21 protein-coding genes and 1 tRNA gene are annotated in these 22148 nt (G+C 56.6%); 10 read left to right on the forward strand and 12 right to left on the reverse strand.

What is annotated here, in order from left to right; translation table 11 throughout:
• Positions 1 to 441 precede the first annotated feature (441 nt).
• From GVI59_RS00980 to GVI59_RS01000, 5 genes are all read left to right on the forward strand, one after another.
• Complete coding sequence (locus GVI59_RS00980) at positions 442 to 1317, forward strand: bestrophin family protein (protein WP_173572435.1); 876 nt, start codon at positions 442 to 444, stop codon at positions 1315 to 1317.
• Between the two features lie 182 nt (positions 1318 to 1499).
• On the forward strand, positions 1500 to 3254 hold the full coding sequence (locus GVI59_RS00985) for a porin family protein (RefSeq protein WP_173572436.1): 1755 nt from the start codon (positions 1500 to 1502) through the stop codon (positions 3252 to 3254).
• Positions 3255 to 3483: 229 nt separating this feature from the next.
• Positions 3484 to 4074: a CarD family transcriptional regulator gene (locus GVI59_RS00990; protein ID WP_173572437.1), complete on the forward strand. Its 591-nt coding sequence runs from the start codon at positions 3484 to 3486 to the stop codon at positions 4072 to 4074.
• A gap of 19 nt (positions 4075 to 4093) precedes the next feature.
• Positions 4094 to 5728 carry a tetratricopeptide repeat protein gene (locus GVI59_RS00995; protein WP_338422044.1) on the forward strand — a complete coding sequence of 545 codons (1635 nt, stop codon included), beginning with the start codon at positions 4094 to 4096 and terminating at the stop codon, positions 5726 to 5728.
• A 30-nt stretch (positions 5729 to 5758) separates the two neighbouring features.
• Positions 5759 to 7216, forward strand: a complete 1458-nt coding sequence (locus GVI59_RS01000; RefSeq protein ID WP_173572438.1) for a SulP family inorganic anion transporter — start codon at positions 5759 to 5761, stop codon at positions 7214 to 7216.
• A 179-nt stretch (positions 7217 to 7395) separates the two neighbouring features.
• Here the strand turns inward: GVI59_RS01000 and GVI59_RS01005 are convergent, their stop codons facing one another.
• The 10 genes from GVI59_RS01005 to GVI59_RS01050 all read right to left on the reverse strand — a co-directional run bounded on the left by GVI59_RS01005 (position 7396) and on the right by GVI59_RS01050 (position 16369).
• Positions 7396 to 7587 (reverse strand): hypothetical protein, encoded by a 192-nt coding sequence (locus GVI59_RS01005; RefSeq protein ID WP_173572439.1) that lies wholly within the window; start codon positions 7585 to 7587, stop codon positions 7396 to 7398.
• Positions 7584 to 8534, reverse strand: a complete 951-nt coding sequence (locus tag GVI59_RS01010; protein WP_173572440.1) for an outer membrane protein assembly factor BamD — start codon at positions 8532 to 8534, stop codon at positions 7584 to 7586. Before GVI59_RS01010 ends, GVI59_RS01005 begins: the two co-directional genes overlap by 4 nt.
• Entirely contained in the window at positions 8531 to 9481 is a 951-nt protein-coding gene (locus tag GVI59_RS01015; RefSeq protein ID WP_173572441.1) for an MlaD family protein, read from the reverse strand. The genes GVI59_RS01010 and GVI59_RS01015 overlap by 4 nt, the downstream gene beginning before the upstream one ends.
• Positions 9481 to 10179 (reverse strand): ABC transporter ATP-binding protein, encoded by a 699-nt coding sequence (locus GVI59_RS01020; protein WP_173572442.1) that lies wholly within the window; start codon positions 10177 to 10179, stop codon positions 9481 to 9483. The genes GVI59_RS01015 and GVI59_RS01020 overlap by 1 nt, the downstream gene beginning before the upstream one ends.
• A 64-nt stretch (positions 10180 to 10243) precedes the next feature.
• A complete protein-coding gene (locus GVI59_RS01025; RefSeq protein ID WP_408736592.1) occupies positions 10244 to 11107 on the reverse strand; it encodes an MlaE family ABC transporter permease in 864 nt (287 codons plus the stop codon).
• 80 nt (positions 11108 to 11187) lie between these two features.
• Positions 11188 to 13506, reverse strand: a complete 2319-nt coding sequence (locus tag GVI59_RS01030) for a cache domain-containing protein (RefSeq protein WP_173572443.1) — start codon at positions 13504 to 13506, stop codon at positions 11188 to 11190.
• 103 nt (positions 13507 to 13609) lie between these two features.
• Entirely contained in the window at positions 13610 to 15007 is a 1398-nt protein-coding gene (locus GVI59_RS01035) for an MATE family efflux transporter (protein ID WP_173572444.1), read from the reverse strand.
• A gap of 193 nt (positions 15008 to 15200) precedes the next feature.
• Positions 15201 to 15275: transfer RNA gene (locus GVI59_RS01040), tRNA-Thr, on the reverse strand.
• A gap of 86 nt (positions 15276 to 15361) precedes the next feature.
• A complete protein-coding gene (gene dksA, locus GVI59_RS01045) occupies positions 15362 to 15775 on the reverse strand; it encodes an RNA polymerase-binding protein DksA (RefSeq protein WP_010666119.1) in 414 nt (137 codons plus the stop codon).
• Between the two features lie 156 nt (positions 15776 to 15931).
• Positions 15932 to 16369 (reverse strand): flagellar assembly protein FliX, encoded by a 438-nt coding sequence (locus GVI59_RS01050; RefSeq protein ID WP_173572445.1) that lies wholly within the window; start codon positions 16367 to 16369, stop codon positions 15932 to 15934.
• A 149-nt stretch (positions 16370 to 16518) separates the two neighbouring features.
• Here GVI59_RS01050 and GVI59_RS01055 point away from each other — a divergent pair, with 149 nt between their 5' ends.
• From GVI59_RS01055 to GVI59_RS01065, 3 genes are read left to right on the forward strand one after another with little or no spacing between them, the layout of a single operon-like run.
• Complete coding sequence (locus GVI59_RS01055; protein WP_173572446.1) at positions 16519 to 17667, forward strand: flagellar basal body P-ring protein FlgI; 1149 nt, start codon at positions 16519 to 16521, stop codon at positions 17665 to 17667.
• On the forward strand, positions 17664 to 17981 hold the full coding sequence (locus GVI59_RS01060; RefSeq protein ID WP_173572447.1) for a rod-binding protein: 318 nt from the start codon (positions 17664 to 17666) through the stop codon (positions 17979 to 17981). Before GVI59_RS01055 ends, GVI59_RS01060 begins: the two co-directional genes overlap by 4 nt.
• A complete protein-coding gene (locus GVI59_RS01065) occupies positions 17978 to 18382 on the forward strand; it encodes a flagellar protein FlgN (RefSeq protein ID WP_173572448.1) in 405 nt (134 codons plus the stop codon). The genes GVI59_RS01060 and GVI59_RS01065 overlap by 4 nt, the downstream gene beginning before the upstream one ends.
• 80 nt (positions 18383 to 18462) lie before the next feature.
• Here the strand turns inward: GVI59_RS01065 and GVI59_RS01070 are convergent, their stop codons facing one another.
• Complete coding sequence (locus GVI59_RS01070; protein ID WP_173572449.1) at positions 18463 to 18708, reverse strand: hypothetical protein; 246 nt, start codon at positions 18706 to 18708, stop codon at positions 18463 to 18465.
• Between the two features lie 747 nt (positions 18709 to 19455).
• Between GVI59_RS01070 and mtnA the strand changes: the two genes are divergently transcribed.
• Positions 19456 to 20559 (forward strand): S-methyl-5-thioribose-1-phosphate isomerase, encoded by a 1104-nt coding sequence (mtnA, locus tag GVI59_RS01075; protein ID WP_173572450.1) that lies wholly within the window; start codon positions 19456 to 19458, stop codon positions 20557 to 20559.
• A 242-nt stretch (positions 20560 to 20801) separates the two neighbouring features.
• On the forward strand, positions 20802 to 21710 hold the full coding sequence (locus GVI59_RS01080; RefSeq protein WP_173572451.1) for a DUF2272 domain-containing protein: 909 nt from the start codon (positions 20802 to 20804) through the stop codon (positions 21708 to 21710).
• A 25-nt stretch (positions 21711 to 21735) separates the two neighbouring features.
• Here GVI59_RS01080 and GVI59_RS01085 read toward each other — a convergent pair whose 3' ends face one another.
• Positions 21736 to 22143 (reverse strand): rhodanese-like domain-containing protein, encoded by a 408-nt coding sequence (locus GVI59_RS01085; protein WP_173572452.1) that lies wholly within the window; start codon positions 22141 to 22143, stop codon positions 21736 to 21738.
• Positions 22144 to 22148: the final 5 nt, after the last annotated feature.

The raw sequence follows: 22148 nt of genomic DNA on the forward strand, positions 1-22148 counted from the left end.
CCTGTCCCATGCGTTCACGGGAATGACTTTTCTGTCTGCGGGGAAGGGGAGAAAATGAAAGGCTCTAACGTCGTCAGGGTGGCCTGAACGACGATCCTGAAGCAGCCAGACACACTGCGTAATGTCAGTTTATCCAAAAACAGGGGTTATGGGTCTCATTCCCGCAGAAACAGGTCCAACGACGACACGCATCAATCCATCAAAACGGACGAAAGTCGCTCGGCCGCCATAGTGCATGACACATGATCGAGACAGCCATAAGTCGCATAAGATATATTATGCCAACTTTTTTGCGTCGAAAAACGGCGCTGATAAACTATGACAAAGACATCCGACTTCGCGTCAATATGATTGTGCCTTACAGTCCGCCATCGAACAAACAGACCGGTTGCGAGTTATGGCAGCGTCTGAACAGAGTTAAACAGAGAAAGACGGCAACGTATGATCGTCAATAAACGGATTGGCCTTATGGTCCTGATGCGGGAAAGCATCGGCACCCTTCTTGTTCTGGCTGCATGGGATTTTGTAGTCGTCATTCTCTACCAGCTTTTCCATCAGGAATGGATGGAAATCCCCAGCCTCCCCCTTTCCCTGATTGGCTCCGCTCTCGCCCTTTTCATGAGCGTGCGGAACAACACAGCCTATGCCCGGTGGTGGGAAGGTCGCACGCTCTGGGGCGCTGTCACCAACAATTCCCGCTCTTTTGGACGTCAGGTCTGCTCCATCCTCGGTGGACGCAAGGATCTCGTGCGGGCAATGGCTGCCTACCCACACGCCCTCAGAACGGCTCTGGGTGAAGTGGACGCCTCCAAGGACGTCGAAAGACTTCTCGCGCCGGAAATGGCCGCCCGTATCAAGGGCTGGAAAAATCAGCCGAATGGCATTCTGGTTCAATTGGGACTGGGTGTGACCGAGGAAGCCACGAAACTCGGTATTGACGGCGCGCTGCATGGTCAGATTGACCGTATTCTTTCCGATCTGGCCAATGCCCAGGGCGGACTGGAACGGATTCAGAAGACGCCTCTGCCGATACAGTATTCCGGCCTGCCCCGCGCCCTTGCCAACATTTTCTGCATCGTTCTGCCTCTGTCAGCAGTGCAGACCCTTGGCTGGATCACCCCTCTCGGGTCTTCTCTGGTCGGGCTGCTTTTCGTCGTTCTGGACAAGACTGGCGCTGACCTTCAGGAGCCTTTCACCAATACTCCCCACGCCCTGCCGATGGCAGCCATGGCGACAACGATTGAGACAGATCTGCTACAATCGATCGGTGAGCCGGCACCTCCTCCTGTCGTGGTGAGTAACGGCGTACAGCCCTGACTGGATTGCGGCATTCTGATCACAATTCGATCACAAGCCTATCAGGTGAGCAGATATTCCGTTGACCGCTATTACTATTTCGTCACATTTCAGACGTAGCGTCGTCACATATCGTCTCACTATGCCCGGCACGGACGACGGCTTTACCGAGCAGTCTTCCCGCAGGCCCGAAAAGGACCAATATGATCGGAGTTCAGCTGGCCCTGATTTCTGCCTTACGCGCCTGTGGCCGATACCGGCCAGTTTCGCCCGTGGAGTCAGGGAACTTGCGCCGTTCCAGCCGCAACTCTTTTCTGGCAGTCGGCCTGCTGGCAAGCTCGTCGCTGTTTCTCGCGGCGCATCAGGCCAGAGCCGATGAATATACCGATCTGCTGGATATCCTGAAGATCAAGGGCAGCCTCACCCAGGGCGAATACAGCGCCCTGATGATCAAGCACCGACGTCATCAGGAAGAAAGCGCCGAGTCAGGTCGTAGTGAACGCCGTCCCACCCGTCTGGCTTCCGCCCGGGATCAGGATCGTGCCGGACATTTGCGCTCAGCTTCCTCCTCCGCCCACCATGTCGCCGTAGCGAGCGGTTCGGATGTCACGCCAGTGTTTCTTGACGCGCAGGACGCCGCTTATGATGCCGCCGCCAGTGCGCGCTCGGCCCGCCAGTCCATGCTCGCGGCGCAGGCGGCGATCAATGACCCCAGCATTGTCCGGGTGGACAAATACGTTCCCGGCAAAGGCGTGACCTTCCATGCCGGTCCTGTCGCGATCAATCTGTCCGGCTTCGTGAACGGTTTCTACACATACGACAACGCATACGGCCGTTATGTCGGCGGCGGCACGTCCGCAGGCGCGGGTGGCAGCAAGTTTGACGCATCCGCCGTTCGTAACGGTTATCTTCCTGCCGCTCTGATCACCAAGATCACCACAACGCAGGATGGTATCGACATGGCGGCGGTGTTCGGCATGTATCCGGGCCTCGACAACAACAAGCCGGGCGCCATGAACGCCAACTCCGGCGGCAGTCCCGTCGCGCTGGGAACACCCGGCATCGATTTCCGTCAGGTTTACATGACCTTCGGGAACAAGAAGATGGGAACAATCAAGATAGGTCGTGATCTTGGTATCTTCGGTTCAGACGCAATTCTCGACGACGCCACCCTCATCACGCTGGGTTCCATTGGCGGCAATTCGGCCCCCGGCAACACCAGTCTTGGTCGTATCGGCGTAGGTTATCTCTATGCCGACTGGATCCCGCAGATCTCCTATCAGTCCCCCATGATGAGCGGTGTTCAGGTCACGGTCGGCGTCATGCAGCCGATGGATGAGTTCAATTTTGCCGGAACCAACAATAACGGCACAGGGCCGGATGCCCTTTCAGCCCAGTCCACACATCACAGTGCGCCAATGGCACAGGGCAAGGTCACCTATGACTTCACCAGCGGCGACATCAAGGGACGTGTCTGGGCCGGGTTCCTGATCCAGCACCAGCAGAGACTCTATTCTTCCGTCATCAGCGAAAGTCAGGGCAAAAGCGCCACCGTTGAAGCCGGAGAAGTCGGCGCGAAACTCAGCTATAAAGGCTTTGAGGGCGTCGGATACTACTATCGGGCGAGCGGTCTCGGCAGCACCGGCCTTTTCTTTGACGGTATCACCCCCGCCGGCAACAAGCGTAATTCCGAGGGGTATTACGTTCAGGGCTCCTACTCGTTCGACAAGCATCTGCGTCTTGCCGCGAGTTATGGTGTCAGCAATCTCTATCAGGCCCCGGGCGAAATCGATTCCGTTCTGGTCCGACGCAACGAGTCTGAGGTCGGTGCGCTGTTCTACAAATGGACAGACTGGATCCAGTTTGTCGCGGAATACAGCCATACGGAATCAATCGCGCACAATGGCAATCGCGGCAAGGACAACTCGGCTTCCGGCGGTGCGGTACTCTTCTTCTGAGGAAGAAGAGCTGTTGTCGGATGAGCTATCGGGACAAAGGCGATGTTCCATAACCGCCCTGACCGTTGAGGTTACTGGAAAACGCCATCTTGCCTGATAATGTCTGAGCAGGTTGTATTGTAAAAAACAATGCAACTTTCAGGCGCTCCATGCTTTGAATGCTCCGCATCTCCTGCCGAGCATTTCGTCCACAAGACAACGTCGCGTTTTTATGGTAAAGCATGCATCCATGAATACATTCAGATCTCCTCCGAAGGGCGGCGTCACAGACGCCATGGCGCGGACAGCAGCGGCCACTACCGCAGCACAGGCGAAAACGAAGGTAAAAGACGAAGATCCGTTTCAGGAAGGCGATTCAATCGTCTATGCGGCCCACGGTGTCGGGCGCGTTGATCGGATCGGAGTTGATGAAATCGCCGGAACGCAGCTAGAAGTGATCCAGATCTCGTTCCCTGGCAACCAGATGACACTGCGTATTCCGCTTTCGAAAGCACGTAAGGCCGGACTGCGTAAGATTGTCTCCCGCGAGATCGTCGACAAGGCCATGTCCATCATCAAGGGCAAGCCGCATGTCAGCAAGGGCATGTGGGCGCGTCGCGCGGTTGCCTATCAGGAAAAGATCAACTCCGGTGATCTGGTCCAGATCGCGGAAGTGCTTCGTGATCTGCGCCGGAACGTTGACAGCCTTGATGGCAGCTTCAGTGAGCGCAAACTGTTTGAAGCAGCTCAGGAGCGTTTCGTGGCCGAGGTCGCCGTTCTGGAAAAGAAAGAGCCGGCAGACGTGCTTCAGTCACTCACTGCCGTGATGAAAGCCGCCTGACACAGGAAAAAAACTGACTGTGCTGCTCCCCTCGCCCGCTCCGCTGTCTGAGAACACATCCCTTCCCACCAGTGAAGCGCTCAATCTGCTGCTACGGCGAGCGGGAGTGGAACTGGAGGCGGGGCATTTTTCCGAGGTTCTGGCAGCCCTCAGCCCTCATGGCGGCATGGGGTCGGAAGCTGTCGATTCCCTGCTCGGCTTTGCTCTCACCGGGCTTGATCGGCATGAAGAAGCAGCCCTCTGCCTTCACTCGGCTTTTCATCTTGGTGAAGGCAGCAAGCATCCGGCCCTCGATCTGGTCGCTCTCTTCGGTCGTCTGGACCGCAGGGAGCAGGCCAGAAAGACGCTTCAGGCCCTTCTGAAAATTGCTCCCAATGATGCCCGCGTACTGGACGCCCTGGGAGAACTCCTTGTCTATCTTGGCGAGGCCAAAGAAGCTCTCAGGGTTCTTGACCATTCGCTTGATGTTCGTCCGATCTCGCCGCTGACCATGAATTTCAAGGCCATCGCGCTCATGGAACTGGGTGAGATCGCCGAAGCCACCAGAATATTCAAGAAAGTGCTGGAACTGATTCCAGACAATGCCAGCGCTCTTTCCAATCTGGCCTGTATTTACTCCGCCCTGAACCGCTCTGACGACGCATTGGCGCTCTATCGTTCTGCAATCATTGAACGACCCCAGAACGCGACAATCCGTCTGAATCATTCAATCTCCCTTCTCAAGGCCGGACGATACGCGCAGGGCTGGGCGGAACACGAATGGCGTCTTCAGCTTCCCGGTCATTCCCAACTGCCTGCCTCACTTCTGGTCCCTTCTCTGGGTGATGGTGTGGATATTCGCGGCAAGCGTATTCTCGTGACTCAGGAAGAGGGACTGGGCGATACCCTGATGTATCTCCGCTATATCCCTGCTCTGGCCCGTCGTGGTGCGATCGTTCATCTGTGGGTGCCTGAAACGCTGGCTGAACTGTGTCGCCGTGTGGAAGGCGCTGCGATCGTTCAGGTTGGCGGAAACGTGCCGGAATTTGACTGGCACTGTCCGTTCATCAGCCTGCCCAGAGTCTTTGTCGGCACGGAGGACGCCATGGGCGACCCCGTGCCTTACCTCCATACGGATCCCCAGAAGGATCTGGCCGCGCGTAAATTGCTACCGGATAACGGCAAGCTGAATGTCGGCCTTGTCTGGGGCGGGGCTCCTCGCCCTCATCTCAGCAGCGCTCTGATGCTTGACCGCAAGCGCTCCACCTCTCTGGCAGCGCTTGATCCCCTGGGGAAAATATCGGACATCAATCTGATCAGCTTCCAGAAAGGGCCACACGCTGAACAGGGAACCATCCTGCCGTGTGGCAAGGAAATTCTGGACCTGATGCCTTACGCCGATACAATGGACGATACGGCTTCCTTTCTGATGGGGATTGACGTGCTTGTTTCGGTCGACACATCGCTCGTCCATCTGGCCGGGGCTCTGGGGCGTCCTGTCCTGATGATGGACAGATTTGATAACTGCTGGCGCTGGCTATCCGCACGGGATGATTCGATCTGGTATCCGGATTTAACGATTATCCGCCAGAAGAAGCCCCACAAGTGGGGTGACGTGGTCAAACGCGTTGCCGCGCACCTCAAAAAGATGGCTGCTGCTCACAAGCGATCCTGAATCTTTCGACGCATTTATCTGGAACATTGAATGACTGGTTTTTTGGGAGGCTGGAAAGCCAATCCCGTCCGCGAATGCCTTGCCGGCATGGTCGCCACCTTTGCTCTTATCCCCGAGGTCATCGCCTTCGCTTTTGTCGCAGGGGTTGATCCTTCGGTCGGTCTGTATGCTTCCTTTGTCATCAGCATCGTCATCGCTTTTACAGGTGGTCGACCGGCGATGATTTCCGCGGCCGCCGGTTCGGTCGCTCTCGTCGCCGCAGGACTGGTCCATGCACATGGCGTTCAGTATCTGCTGCTGGCCACCCTGCTCTGTGGCGTCATTCAGATCGTGTTCGGGCTGTTGCGTCTGCATGTGCTGATGCGGTTTGTGTCCCGGCCGGTGCGGACCGGCTTTGTGAACGCTCTGGCCATCCTGATCTTTTCTGCCCAGTTGCCGCATCTGACTGGTGTGTCGTGGCAGACATGGTTGCTGCTGGCGATAGGACTGGCCATTATCTATGGCGTTCCACGTTTCTTCACGGCAGTACCGTCCCCGCTCGTCTGCATTGTGGTGCTGACCGTCATTGTCACGCTTTATCCGATGCCGGTCGCGCGTGTTTCGGACCTTGGGCATCTTCCGGACGGGCTGCCGCTTCCGGTTCTGCCGCATCTGCCGTTCACATCCGAAACACTCGAAATCGTCTTTCCTGCTGCGCTCGCCATGGCCATGGTGGGACTGCTGGAAAGCCTGATGACAGCGCGTGTGGTGGATGACCTCACGTCCACTCCTTCCGACAAGCGTCAGGAATCAATCGGTCTGGGGCTGGCCAACTGCGCGTCCGGTCTGTTTGGCGGCATCGCAGGCTGCGGCATGATCGGCCAGACGGTCGGCAATATTCGCTATGGCGGTCGTGGACGTCTTTCGACGCTTTTCGCGGGCGTCTTTCTGCTCATTCTGATGGTGCTACTTCGCCCTCTTGTCGCACAGGTGCCGGTTGCCGCTCTCGTCGCCATCATGGTGATGGTATCAGCCAGCACCTTTTCGTGGTCGTCCATCAAGGAACTGACTTCTCACCCGCCTCTCGCCAGCACGGTCATGATCGTGACCGTCGTGGTTGTGGTGCTGACACACAATCTGGCGGCAGGTGTCGCAGTTGGCGTGCTGCTCAGCGGTGTATTCTTCGCCTCCAACGTGTCGTCGATGCTCAAGGTCGACAAGTCTCAGGATACTCTGACCGGATCGGTGCACTATGCCGTCAAAGGCGAAGTCTTCTTCGCCTCAGCGGAACTACTGGAAGATTCCATCGAGTATGGCGAGCCGGAAGCTGGCAATGGCACGTCTGTGACCATCGATCTGAGTCAGGCCCATATCTGGGACAGCACGGGTACTGGAGCGATTGAAACAATCGTCACCAGTCTGAAAGAACGGGGATATGTTGTTCAGTTGACGGGGCTTAATCAGAAAAGCAGCAGCCTGCTCGAGCGCTGTTCGTCCATTCCGGGCTGAGCGCCAGTTCGTTTCCGGCGACCAGTTGCGTCAGAAACGATAAAGCCGTTACCTGAACAAACAGGTAACGGCTTTATCGTTTAAAGCGCTCTCGCAAGACCACCTTGCTGACCGCTTTAATCATGATGAAATTTCAGGTGCCGCTCTTTTCAGAAAAGCGACATCTGAACAGCTGCTATTCAGTTCGCTGGCTGCTTGTCAGGAATCTTGTACCAGGTGGGTGGCTGCTTTCCATGATGATGCTTCGAATGGAAACCATACTTGCCTTCGGCGTCATCATCGGCACAGGCCGAAATGGTGCAGGCCAGTACAAAAAGCATCAGCCAGCGTCGCCAGCCAGCAGAACCTGACGTCAGAATAGTGTTTTTCATGGTGTCGTTTCCCGGGCTTTGAAAGGCTGAATGCGGGCCATGGACCCGGCTTCACGCATATATTGTGCGGCGAGAGGATCAGTGTCTGAGTCAGTCCCGGCTCTTGCGCCGAGACTCTGGGCGGCCTGAGCCAGAAGCTCGTTCGCGCGCTGTCCCTGCCCTGCCTGACGCGCCGCCTGCGCTTCCAGCGCCAGCGCACGGGCCATCGCCCTGTAATCTCCCGTCTCGCGACGCAGGGAAACAGCATCCGCCGCATGGCTCATGGCCTGCTGCGGATTGCTGTTCAGGGAATAACAGGCCTGAAGCTCCGCCAGATCCCCTTTCTGTACCGCTGACTGCGGCGCTTTGGCTGACTGGATGGTCCCGATTGCCGCCATGAGAGTGGTCATATCGTGCTGTCGGGCTGCGACAAGCCCACTCACAAAAGCGCCACGCAGGGCGACGTCCGTGTCCGGCGACTGTGTGGCGACCCGGGCTTCACGGGCGGCAGTGCCGAGATCGTTCAGGCGGAAGGCAGACGCTGCGGCCACGAGACTGAGCGCACCGGCGCCTGATTCCACAGTTTCCGCCCCATGCGTGCTCTGAGGCAGGCCGCCCGTCTCGGCGTGGGCTTCGTTCCCCTGACGCATGGCCAGAGCGGAACGGGCGTTCTGCACCGTCTGAAGCGCATCTGACGGTTCATCCGCTGCAAGCTGCGTGACGGCAAGGTTGTAGGAAGAATCGCCAATAGCGCCCACATCATCACGCCGCAGAGCCAGCCGCGTCGCCTCACGATAGGATTTCTCCGCAACGGAGTAGCGCTCGATAGCCAGAGCCTGACTGCCTGCGTCCATGGCCTGCTGATAGGCCACATCCTGATCCTGAACCGTCTCGTCCTTTGACGAACTGGCGCAGCCTGAAAGCGTCGTGCACAGCAGCAGTGCTGCGATGAAGGAGACTTTCTTCATGGCGCCACCTTTCTGGCTGGCAGCCGGTTTTTGCTTTTCTGCTGATGGCCGCCAAGCAGCCACAGCCCTTTCAGCTGGTCGGTCAGTTTCTGCAGGCTGTAAAGCGTTGTCTGAGCCTGTGTGAGCATGGCCGGAACATCGGACAGGCTTTCATCCACGTTTCGGGTGATGGAAGGCAGTCTCGGCGTGGCGTTCTTCAGATCATGAGTGGCGGATTTCACGTTGGCCATCGTGGTGTCGGTCTTGCTGAGGATGGCGCGGAGCTGCTCTTCTTCCGGCCTCAGGCGATTGATGACCTCGTTGAGCGAAACGATCATTGCTTCGGATTTGCGCACCAGATCATCATTGGTCATCAACTGGCCGACACTGCCCTTACCTGCATGCATGTCCGTGATCGCTTCATCCAGCTGGGCCATCATATGACGGGCGCTGGACAGTGCTGGCATGATCTGGGCCTGAATGTCTTTCAGGGTCTGGGTGATCATGTCCGTCGGACTTGGCTCGGTGATCGCATTGATGACGGCGTAATTCCAGTCCATCGCCTCACCGGAGCCGCGGGTCAGATCCAGATAGCTCGCTCCCGCCACGACAAACGCTTTTCTGATGACAGCCTTGCTGTCACGGCGCAGAAACGGTTCCACCTGCGGATCAAGATCCACCAGAGCATACATGCCGCCCGTAGGGTTGAGCTTGATGGCGCGGATCGTCCCCGCATGCGCACCCAGAATCTGCACATCACCTCCCACGGTCAGACCACCAACGCCGGTTTCCGGAAGCACGACACGCAGGCGGGCGGGCGGACTGAGCCAGTCACTGAGCACACCGGCCTCGATGACCGCCGCTGCGAAAAGCACCATGGCGATGAGAACAAGCAGTCCCACCCACTCGTCAGCATAGCGCAGATGAATAAGAGGGCGGCCTTTCTGCCGTAACCTGACCTGAAACATCAGCGTATCCGTACCGTTAAGAGACCATCATCCGCCAGCCGCCACAGGGCGCTGACCGCTTTGCGATAGGGCTGCCACACACTTGTGTCGCGGACAAACCAGACGACTGATGCCCCTCTGTCGCGTGCTTCCGTCAGACATTCAAAGAATGCTCCTGAAATATCCACGGGACTACCCTCCAGAGGATCCTCGATCAGAAGTAACTGGGGCTGACCCAGAAACGCCCGAACACAGGACGCCCTCACCAGATCCGCGCTTGAGAGACGGCGCGGTGTTTCAACAGGGATGCCCGGCAACCCGAACTGGGTGCAGAGACGGGCCGTTTCCCCTGTCAGATCCTGCACCGACACGGTTGTATGATGCAGTTCCTTGAACATGATACCCACATGGGTGCCGAACAGATCCGTCCAGACCGGCCTGCGGGTGATGCGCCCGATGCGGCCTCGCAGAGCATTGCGGTGCCGGTCATCCAGATCGTTCCAGTCCATATCCATGAAACGCGCATTTCCATGACGGAGATGCACCATGCCGGAACACAGATCGGCGAACATGGTCGCTCTCGACATGTCGCGCGTTTCGATGACGACGCACTCCCCCGCCATGACCCGCAGGGAAAGCGGCACCGGCGGCAGGCTGCTTTCATCGAACACCGGCGTGGCATCGGCCAGCTCGAGCATGGGACCGGTCAGGTGCTTCATGCGTCTCTCACTTCTGGAAAGACCAGCACAATGGAGCTCTGAGAAAACATGCTTTCCGGCCTCCTCATACCTTGAGGCTGAAAAGAACACTGACCGTCATCACGATCAGGATGCCGCGGGAGAAGCCTCGCGGCAGCATCGTCCGTAGGGAATCTTCGTTCGATGCTGTCAGACCACTCACGCAGCATCCGAGACCGACAAGAAATCCGACAACCACAAATTTGAGCGGAATCAGCAGATAATCTGCCGGTGTCATGGCTGTGACCACGTCATAATAGAACGAAAACAGCGAGTTCGAGAGCGCACCGGATGCACGGCTGATGATGTAGCCCGTCGTCAGAGACGCGATGGAGAACATGATGCCGAGCGTAAAACCCGCAACCGTGAAGGCCAGCGTTCGCGGCAATACCAACAGCAGGAACGGATCAAGTCCTTCAGCCTGCATGGAGCGAATCTGTCCCCCTGTCGCCAGCATTCCGACTTCCGCAAGGGACAGCATGCCGCTGCGTCCCAGCATCAGGATACCCACCAGAATGGGAGCCAGTTCCCGCACAATGACGCTAACCAGAACCGAACCGGTCATCTTGGCCATTCCGGCGAAACCGAGCCAGTAAATCGCCTGAGACACCACACCAACACCCGTCAGGGACCCCATGACCAGAGTGCTGAGAAGACCTTTCCCCGCGACATCAGAGAGAGTCAGCTGGAATTCGTACCGGACAGTGCGCCGCCAGGAATTGCCACGCACGCTTTCGCGCAGCACGCCCCACATGGTTCCCAGCATGATGAGCAGAAACCAGACCTGCTTACGAACCAGCGCGCCAAGCCAGCCAAGGAAATAGACGATGCGCTCGCCAATCGTATCATTGTCCCGCGGCTCGTCATCCGGATGGAAGGTTTCCGGTGGCACACCCAGCCCATGAGCCAGACTGCCCGCTTCATCAGGCAGAATGCCTTCTGAGGCTTTGCGGGGTTCAGGTGGGCCTCCCTGCCCTGTCGGCTTATCGGTCACCGTCTTGTTGCGAGTACGTAAACCCGCCCTATCCCGGCACTCGGCGCATAGAATGAGCCACGGCTATGGAACAGATAATGTTCCCGCAGCGCCTGATACACTCGTTCCGTCACTTCAATCGTGCCGACGTCCGGCGCGCCCTGCGCCATCAGTTCCGCAAGAGTGACGGCTTCTCCCCACAGATTGAAGAGCCTTGGATCAGTGCCAAGCTCGCCGCCCATGGCGGGACCATAATCCATGCCGATGCTGAAGATCGGCTCAATGTTGGCGGAGGACAGCAGCAACATGCAGGCTTCACGCAGCACAAGTGCCGCCTCGGCCACTCTCCAGATCGCAGTGGGATCAGGCTCCTTGGTGCAGCCTGCCACGCAGATCAGTCGGTGGCCCGCAACCTTGACGGAGAACAGGCTGTACCGCTTGGCGATTTCCTGAACCTCGGATGCGATCCGGTCAATCAGAGGCAGAAGCGAAGACGTATCATCTCCGTTTTCCATAACCGGATCGGAGAAGGTGACGACCATCACCGCCACACTGGGGAACATCCCCTGACCGATCTCGCCGCTGGCTGTCGTCGCCTGCATAAGCGCCGCATCAAAGCGGGGCGGCGGCAGTTTCTGAACTGCCGAAGCGTCTGAACCAGACATCTTGTCCGGCTCAGGCAACTCCGCCATGCCGGCGAAACGGATGGCCGTGATCGACGCAACAATCTCCAGAAAATAACTCACAGAGAGAGGATCGGGCGCATCTTCGATCGTGATGACGCCGACAATATCCGCATGACCACCACTGGCGCCCCGGATGGGATAGAGCATCAGAGAGGACGTGCCGCTGTCGCGCATGACAACACGCTCATAAGGAGCCGTGCGCTCGTCATGTGCGGCCACGGGCACCGTAACAGGCACTCCGGCATCCACGAGTTTGAAGAAATCTTCCATGTCCTTGCGGGACAGGTCGAAACCACCGGAATGGGTTTCCTGTCGGGCGTCGAAACTGTCTTCACAGATCAGCGCCATACCATCATGCAGCAGACGCCACAGGGACGCCTTGCGCGCCCGGGTGATGTGGGCGAGCTCTTCCGTCAGAGCGAGCGCCTCGCCGTTGACGTTCAGGAGATCAGGCGTGACGGCGATCTGCTGCAGAGCGGCAGTCTGCGTATTCGTCAGCGCTTTTTCGTGCCTGAGTTCTTTCGTTACGCGCTCCGTGCGACGTCCCTGACGAGCGAGAAGCGCCGCAAGCACGCTTGCGAGCACAATGATGATGACGGAAAACTGGAAACTTTCCCGGCCACTCTGTCGCGCAAAGCTGGCGAAATCATTTTCAGGAGCAACAATCAGCAGAACCCAGTGATCGGACGCAGGCAATGTCTGGGCCATGCCGATATAGTTCTTGCCGTCATAACGGAACGGATGAGAACCGACGCCACGGACCCGGTAGGTATCGTAAACCCGTTTGAAGGTTCCCTGTGTCGCAGGGTCGAGCGTCATCTTGGCCGGATCACCCTGAGACCGCTCGACGACGGACTGAAAGCCATGTCCGGCAATGATGCGGCCATTACTGTCCAGAATGATCGCTGTGCCGTTCTGACTGATTTTCAGTGCATCGAGAAAATCACTGAGTTCGTTCAACGAGACATTGATCGCAAAAACTCTCTGGACCCCATCCTGTCCCACAAGAGGTACGGAGCCGGTCACAACCAGCTGTTTTGTTGACGCGTAGATTGTGGGTGGCGTCCAGGAAAAACCTTTTTTCTCCACGGCCCCCTGATACCAGGGACGGGTGCGTGGGTCATAGTTGTCTGAAGGGTTTTCGTCAGACCGGATTTTCTTGCCGTTTTCATCATAGAAATCGTGATGAAAAACTGTCTTTCCGCCGACTATCTGCAGGTCGGTATATTCGAGGCCCTTTCCGTCAGGAGCCCGTTCAACCAGCAGGAAACCCCCATTCTGGTCGCCCATGTAATAGGACTGAATCTGCGGAACGAGCCGAAGCATCGTAGCGCCGTAGGAATAGAACGCGCCCCGGGTTACAGCCACAGGCGCATGACTGATGAAGTCCTGCGCAAATGAGCCGCCCAGCGTGGCGGCGCCCATATAACCGGTAACATCCTGCACCACATAACGCTGCACCGATTGCAACAGCTCATGCGTCAGCTTCAGCACACCCGCACGCGTGGTGCGGTAGTTGTGCCAGCCGATGCCGCCGATCGCCAGAAGGATAAGCAACACTGTTGCAACAGGCACCACGACCTGGATGAACTTCTGACGCAGGGAGACGTCTTTCTGCTCTGTCGGATCGACTATCTCATTCGCAACCAAAAGCTTCGTGTTCCTCTAGGCTTAGACGCGTAATGCCGTGTCACATATTAGAAGCGTAGCAGATTAACCTATTCTTAACAAAATGGTTTCCACCACAAGATTGTCATTGCACGGGCAGCAATGACCGATGCCGCCAGCGCACGGCCCAATATGCCGCACTCGCCAGAAAGACCGCAGAGAAGCTGGTCGTATAGCCAAACCAGACACCCCATGAACCGTAATAATGCGCACACAGATAGCCTGCAGGCAGTTCCACAAATGCAATGCAGCCCAGCATGATGGCCATTGGCGCGACAGAATCACCGCTTGCCCGCATGGCCGAACCCAGCACGCCACCCAGAGACAGAAGAACTGCGCTCCACATGACGGATCTGAAAGCGTGAGACGCAAGCGCAATGACATGTGGGTTTGAGGTAAACAGCAGCGATACTGTCTCCGGGATCAACGTGACGATTGCTGCCAGCGTGCCAGTCATGATCAGTCCGACCAGAAACCCGATCCGAAGGACATCCCGGGCTCGCTGGGGATTCCGTGCTCCGATGGCATGGGCGCACATGACAGAAACCGTTATGCCGACAGCCATGCCCGGATATTCGATATAGGTCAGGGTCTGTGTGAACAGTCCGTACGCCGCCGTCATCTCGGAACCGAATCCGTTGATACGACCGACCAGAACGATTTCCGCAAGCCCCTGCGTGGCGACTTCGACCATGGCCGGAAAACCGAGGCGGATCACAGACCACAGAACCTGCCGTTCCGGCACCATCTCCCTCAGCATCCCCAGCCCGGGAGCAAGCTCATGCCCGGACTGCCTTAACCATATGCCAGCCAGCAGAAGCGCCAGCACCCATCCGAGAATGGCCGTAACAGCCGCTCCGGAAAGCCCCATGGAGGTGGTGAGCAAAAGAGGTGTCACAACGAGCGAGACAACGATCTGCAAACCCATCATGACGAGTGGCCGGATGTTATCCCCCGCTCCCCGCAGCGTGATTGCTACGGTGACCACCAGAATCAAGGCTGGCGTTCCAGCAAGAAAGACCCGGCAATATTGCGCCGCATGATCGGTGATGTTGGCAGGCACGCTGAACAGGCGGAGCATAGGCCACACGGCCCACTGCCCGGCGATCGCCACAACCGCGCCCAGCACGATCGAGACCGCCACGGCGGCGGATGCCATGGCGCGAGCCCGCTCCGGATGGCCCGCCCCCCAGAGCTGCCCGACAAGAACGCTGGCCCCGGATCCGAGGCCCACTCCACAGGAAACGAGAATCAGCAGCAACGGGTAGAACGTGCTTGCCGCCGCAAGATCTTCAGCGCCCAGCAGACGGCCGATATACACGTTGCCAATCGTGCTTGCGATGGATTGCAGGACACAGTCCATCAGAACCGGCAGCATGAAGATGAGAAAAGATTTCAGAAGCGTCCGTGTGGCGGTGTCGTCCGTCGGACCGGACCTGTCACATGATTCTGATTTCTGGATGGACAGAGCTTCCCTGGGCATTACGTGTCGTTCACCGCTTTAATACTTCCGGGACAAACCATCCTGAATGATGACAGGCCTGAGTTGCGTTCAAAGTGCCCGGATCAGGCAAAATGACTTCCGCATAATATATTATATTTTTTGCTGTTTTCAGAGCCGCAAAACACTCAGGAGAGCATTTCAGAAAGCGATCAACATGAGATTTGCAGGAAACTGGTGCTGCTGGCGAGGATTGAACTCGCGACCTCTCCCTTACCAAGGGAGTGCTCTACCACTGAGCTACAGCAGCGCTGCGGGTGGGTTCCTACCGTCAGAATGCGATGACGGCAACCCCCTAAAATCTTTGGGGAACATTTTTTTGTTCCCCGCATGGTCCTAGTCGTCCCGGTGGATCTTTTCCATCCGCTCGTGACGCTCCTGCGCTTCGATCGACAGGGTGGCGATTGGACGTGCTTCGAGACGCTTGAGCCCGATGGGCTCACCGGTTTCTTCACAATACCCGTAAGCATTGTTCTCGATACGCAGAAGCGCCTGATTGATCTTGCCGATCAGCTTGCGGGCGCGATCACGTGTGCGAAGCTCAAGGGCGCGGTCCGTCTCGACGCTGGCGCGGTCCGTCACGTCGGCTTCGTGAATACCGCCCTCGGAAAGGCTGGCGAGCGTTCCACCAGCTTCTTTCAGCAGCTCATTGCGCCATTTCACAAGTTTCTGGCGGAAATATTCAACCTGCAGGGGATTCATGAACTCTTCTTTTTCAGAAGGCACATAATCCGGAGGAAGTGTAAGCATAATATTGTCTCCGTTCCCTGAGGCAAAGCCCCCTGACGAATGCGCGGCTTATAACCGCGAGGGCTGAGGCAGCCAAGCACGAATCCGCTTTTTTCTTTGAAACATTCCTGTCACATAATTTTTCGGCGAGTCAGGACAGGCTGCTTTTTTCTTTGTTCATTCCTGTTCTTTTTTGCGCATGGCAAGCCGCTTCATTTTGGCCGCTTCAATGGCGACACGCACTTTTATGGACGTGGCCAGTTCCCTGAAAGCGGGAATCTGAGCCATGGGAGCGCGTTCGGAAATTTCTTCCAGTTCGGAGAGAAGTGTCATCGTGCCGGCATTCCCCTCCAGAAAGGCGACCTGAAGTTTCTTCAGGGCCTCCAGAGCTTCCCCTCCCCACTCAACAACCATCTGCCTCTCCGAACGGGGCTGAATCTGAGGCTCGCTTTCCTGAAGAGACAGAAGACAGGGCGCGGCCACGGATGTCACAGGCTGTTCATTCACAACTTCCTGCTCAGAAGGCACTGAAAACGCAGAAAGACCTTTTGACTGCCTGACCTGCGTCTGGGGTTTTCTGCGGCTCACGTAGCCAATCGTGCCAATTCTGTTCACGTTGCATCTCCCTGGGCTCATCCAAATCCGGCCCCATGCAGTTCAGCTTCAAAGCTCGGAACAACGCTTTGCCGCCGCCCGTTCAGGAATTGTTTGCTCTTCGCGGCGATAGTGTGCGCTCGAAACATTGACGAGCGGCAAAGAGCGGCATGACCTTTTTTTCTCGCAGGCCTGATGCGGAGCATTTGAAGAGAATTCCTCTTCTGTCTGCCCTGTTTCTGGCAGGCTTCCTTTTCATACAGTCTTTTGCCGCCAATGCGGCGCTTGTTCGCGTCAAGGACATTGCCGATTTTGAAGGGGTCAGAACAAACCAGCTTATTGGTTATGGCCTTGTCGTCGGTCTGCACGGCACCGGAGACAAACTGACCAACGTCCTGTTTACCCGCGAAACACTCATCAGCATGCTCAACCGACTGGGCGTGAATATCCGTGATCGTGAAATTCAGCTTCAGACGCATGACGTGGCGGCCGTTATGGTGACGGCTGACCTGCCAGCCTTCTCTCATGGTGGCGGCCGAATCGACGTCACGGTTTCCGCAACCGGCGACGCAACGGATCTGACGGGAGGCACCCTGCTTGTCACTCCGCTGATGGCGGCTGACGGAGAAATCTATGCCGTTGCGCAGGGCTCTCTTGCGACCAACGCCTTCAGCGCCAGAGGGGCTGCCGCCTCCATAGTCCATAACATTCCGACCAACGGCCATATAGCCAACGGCGCCGTTGTGGAACGGGAAGTCCCGGTTGATCTCGCCAATCGCAAGCAGATGCATCTTTCACTGCGTAACCCTGATTTCACGACGGCAGGCCGCATCGCGCAGGCGATCAATAACAGTGTGGGTCATATTGCCCGCGTCATGGATCCACGCACCATTTCGCTCGATCTGACATTGCGTGACAGCATTCCGGCGCTGTCACGGATCGGCGACCTGCTGGTTGAGCCTGATACGCTGGCGAAAGTCGTTGTGGACGATGCCAGCGGGACCATCGTGATAGGCAACGATGTCCGTATCAGCACAGTCGCTATCGCTCAGGGTAACCTGACCATTCAGGTCACGGAAACTCCGATAGTGTCGCAACCCGGTCCGATGTCAAATGGCACCACGACAGTCGCTCCGCGAACCAATATCAACGTCAATAACGGCAACAACGCCAAGCTGGGCATACTGCGTAACGGTCCAGCCCTGAGCGATCTTGTCTCTGGCCTGAACGCACTGGGGGTCGGTCCCCGTGACATGATTTCGATTCTTCAGGCCATCAAGGCGGATGGAGCCCTGCAAGCTGATCTGGAGGTCCGATGAGCAACGAAATCACCAGCGTCACGCCGTCCGGTTACGGGATGCAGAGTTCATCGCAAACGAAGACGGTAGATCCCAAAATATGGAAAACCGCCTCTGACTTTGAGGCGATGACGATCGGCGAAATGCTCCAGCCGATGTTCGATACGATTGATACGTCCAAGGGTTTCTTTGGCGGCGGTGTGGGAGAGTCGAGCTTCCGCCCCATGCTGACGACAGAGATGTCGAAACAGATAGAGAAAAATGGTGGTCTGGGCCTCGCTCCGGCCGTGTATCACCAGATGCTTGAAATGCAGGAAAAAGGATCGAAAAAATGACGGATCAAGCTCTTGCCGTCATCGAAAAAGCAAACGCCTTGCTGGAAGAAGAGAATTCATTTTTGCAGGAGGGCAATGTTCCTGCCGTAATGGCCCTTCTCAAGCGCAAGGAAGCCGTTCTGGCGCAACTGAACGATCTTACCATCCATTGCCGCAAAGCATCCGAAGACCCGGAAAAACCATGCTGCTCGGAAGAATTGCCTCTCGCCAGCGAAAAATTAAACCGTACAATCGAAAATAATCGAGCGCTGCTTCAGCAGGCCATGATCGCACAGAAGCACATTGTGCAACTACTCACGGCCTCGCTATCCCCCCCGGGAAACAAAAACCATTATGGCAAAAACGGTTCATACAATGCTCCGCGCTCCAGCACGGGAAATGCTTACCGCAAGAATATTTAGTTTCTGAACTTGATAGCCCTTAAACTGAAAAAGCCTCTTTTCCATGCCGGAAAAGAGGCTTTTTCATGAACCGTCAGATATCAGGAACGGCGGGGTTTACGGCCAGCCGTTGCCCGTGTGCGTGAAGCCGGTCGTTTGGCCGCAGCGCTCTCTTTTTCAGCCGCCAGACGATCCAGACGTTTCTGCTTCCGCGTCTCCTGAGTGATACGCAGCTTTTCAACGGCCGACAGTTTGGTAACGACGGCCTGCTTCCGACCAGCAGGCTTCGCCACGCTCTTTGCGGCGCGCGGTGTTTTTGCAACAGCTTTCGGCGCTACGGCCTTCACTGCAGTCTTCCTGACTGGTTTCGCAGCAACAGAAGCCGCTACTTTTTTGGGAGCTGCCTTGGGTGTGGTTTTTGACACCGTTTTCGTAGCTGTAGCGACACGCTGTTTTGCACGGGGCTTCGCTACGGGCTCTTCAGCAACTGCTTTGGCGCGTCTTTTTGTTGCTGCCGCAGGTTCTGCTTTCTGCCTTGATGTCTGTCGTGTAGCCGTAGACGCTGTCTTGACTTCTTTGGTCGGTTTTCTAGCCATATCCCAAGTCTCACCCTGTTTGTATCGCAACAGGCCATTTTCACGACTCTGTTGATTTTATAAGCATTGTTTTCAAAGTAAGATCATCATGAAGCGAGATATTCGATATTATGAATAACCCAGAAGCACGACAGTATCCCACCATTTATCCGCCACGCAATATAGATTTATATTGGCTTTTGCAATATCCATATTTTGGTTTTCATAATAAAACACTCTTGGATCTCATAGCCAAAAACAGGAAAAATGAATACATAAATTCAAAAACTCCAATAATATAAATAAACGTTTTAAATCGTTTCCATTCTGTTTCATCTCATGATTTCAAAGCTGTCTCGGTATGCGTGTTTTTCATATCGTGTCCCGTATATTCCGTTATCCAGAGAAGGCCATTTATCAAAATCGTTTTCGGCCATTTGCCAGAATGTAATTTGTGAGACCCGCCTTGCTACGCTAATGCTTCCAGCACCTCTCTTTCTTGCGCAGGATCACGCAACCATGAAAATAAACGGTGTGCCTTACCGAAGCGTCTGGGTAGATCCGACAGACCACCGAACTGTCTGCATTTTTGATCAGACACGCCTGCCCTTCGCGCTGGAAATCCTGCATCTTTCTTCATCTGAGCAGGTTGCACATGCGATTATTACAATGCAGGTCAGAGGCGCTCCGCTGATTGGCGCTGTCGCAGCCTATGGCCTGGCTCTGGCTCTTTCCGTGGATGCAAGTGACGAAGCCATGGAACGTGAAGCGTCCATGCTGGCGGCAACGCGACCGACAGCCATCAATCTTCGATGGGCCATTGAGCGGATGCTTCAGAAACTTCGGCCAATAAACTCACAGGATCGGGTGGCAGCCGCCTACGCGGAAGCTGGTCTCATCTGTGATGAAGATGTCGCTCAGAACGAGGCTATTGGCAGACATGGCCTTGAGCTGATCCGCAACATCAAAAACAGAAAGAAGGCAGGAGAAAGAATCAACATTCTGACGCACTGCAATGCCGGATGGATTGCGACAGTGGATTGGGGAACGGCTCTGGCGCCCATTTATATGGCGCATGACGAAGGCCTTGATGTGCATGTGTGGGTGGATGAGACCCGTCCCCGCAATCAGGGAGCCGCCCTGACCGCATGGGAACTCGGAAGCCATGGCGTGCCGCACACTGTGATCGTGGATAATGCCGGCGGTCATTTAATGCAGCACGGGCAGGTCGATATCGTCATTGTCGGGACAGACCGCGTCACGGCAGATGGGGATGTCGCCAACAAGATTGGTACTTACCTCAAGGCCCTTGCTGCCCGCGACAATGATGTCCCCTTCTGGGTCGCTCTTCCCTCCACGACCATCGACTGGCGTGTTCAGAACGGTCTGACAGAGATCCCCATCGAGGAACGCTCCCCTCTTGAGGTCACTACAGTCACCGGCCTCAACAAAGAAGGGCGTGTAGAGGCAGTCCGCATCACTCCCGAGCATAGTCCCGCCGCGAATCCTGCTTTCGATGTGACCCCTGCCCGGCTTGTCACAGGACTGATAACGGAACGTGGCTGCTGCGATGCAAGTGGAGCGGGGTTGCAGTCACTCTTCCCATACACGGCCAGCCAATAGTGAATGGCCGTTGTCAGTTTCGCGCTGGTAACGGCGGCACCACTTTGCAGCAACGCAAGGAAAGGTCTTCGCCGGATCTGGATTAAAAAGGCTGTCAGATCCGGCTAACCTCATGATTATTCATCTTTCGGTTCAGGTGACTTGACGGTAAGCAGGTCTGAACGACATGTTCGGAAGTCGTCACTCTGTGGGCACGCGGTGTTCACGCAATCGGGGAGCCGGAACAAAATTCTGGCATATGCATGAGCAAGACCGCGGCCTTTAAGCCCTCTGTGCTTCTTCTGGCTCTTGCAGCCACATCCTGCGCGTCCCAGCCACGCAATAATCCGGTGCCAGCGCAGACACCTGTTGCACAGTACAGAAACGAAGCCGGTCCTCTGGCGTACAATCCGCACGTGCCCGATTTCGCCTCCCGCAACTTCACGCCCTTCAACCGTCAGGATGTCGTGGCCATTTCCATGCGGGAATGGCGACTGTTCGGGATGCCGGTCGACGACGATGACCCCGAGCTTCGGCCGGAACCCACTGTTGCCAGCGTAAAGCCGGAACGTGCGCCCGGACTGTGGCAGCGTGTCGGCGAATACTGGTGGATCGGACAGGATCCGCAGGAAACCGAGTCCTCGTGGAGCGGGAAGTATGACGCCGATGGCAGGCTGTTCAACTTTGTCCATGACGGTCACTACGCCTGGTCAGCCGCTTTCATTTCCTATGTCATGCGTGTCGCGGGAGCCAACGACCGGTTTCCCTACTCGCCCAATCACTCGACCTATATCAATGCAGCAGCCTCTGGTCAGTCGAGCGGCCTGCGGGCGCATGATCCGGGCAGTTATGTTCCCAAGCTTGGCGATCTCGTCTGCACCGGACGTGGCGGCAGCAAATCCGTTCGCTTTGCAAGCCTTCCCACATCGTATGGTTTCCCCGCGCATTGTGGAATTGTCGTCGCAACCGGGCAGAACGGACAGCCGTTTGGTCATCAGCTGAGCATTATCGGCGGTAATATTGATGACGCCGTCACACTCACGCACGTTCCGACTGACGCAAATGGCGCTATCGCGTCAGCCGACGGTCACAGCTACGATTCACGTTATCCGTGGTGCGCCGTTCTGGAAGTGCTTTACGATGCAGAGGAAGAGCCCGACGCCGGTCAGTAAAACCGGCGTCACAGGTTAAAGGGCTTCAGTTCTGCCGCCAGGGCAGCCCGGAGGCTTTCCAGCCCGCCACATTGCCTCGGTGCATCTCTGGGTCCGGCGGCCCTTCAAAGCCATCCGCTACGTTGAAAACCTGTTCAAAACCTTCTCTGGCGGCGGCCATTGCGGCTGAGCGGCTGCGCGCTCCAGAACGGCAAATGAAATAGAGCTTCTGTGTCTCGCCCACTCCGGCCCGCCGCAATTCCTCAACGAACTGGCCGTTTACCTGACCGCCCATCACCTGCCAGCTGATGGGATACAGGCTGTGGCCCGTTGCCGAAACATCGGGGATGCCAACAAACTGCCATTCTTCAGGAGTGCGCACGTCAATCAGACAGGCTCCCGGGTCATTCTCCAGCGCCTGCCAGACATCTCTCGGGCTTACATCCTTGATCATCGTTC

The sequence above is a fragment of the Acetobacter sicerae genome (genome assembly GCF_011516765.1).
Taxonomy (GTDB): Bacteria; Pseudomonadota; Alphaproteobacteria; order Acetobacterales; family Acetobacteraceae; genus Acetobacter; species Acetobacter sicerae.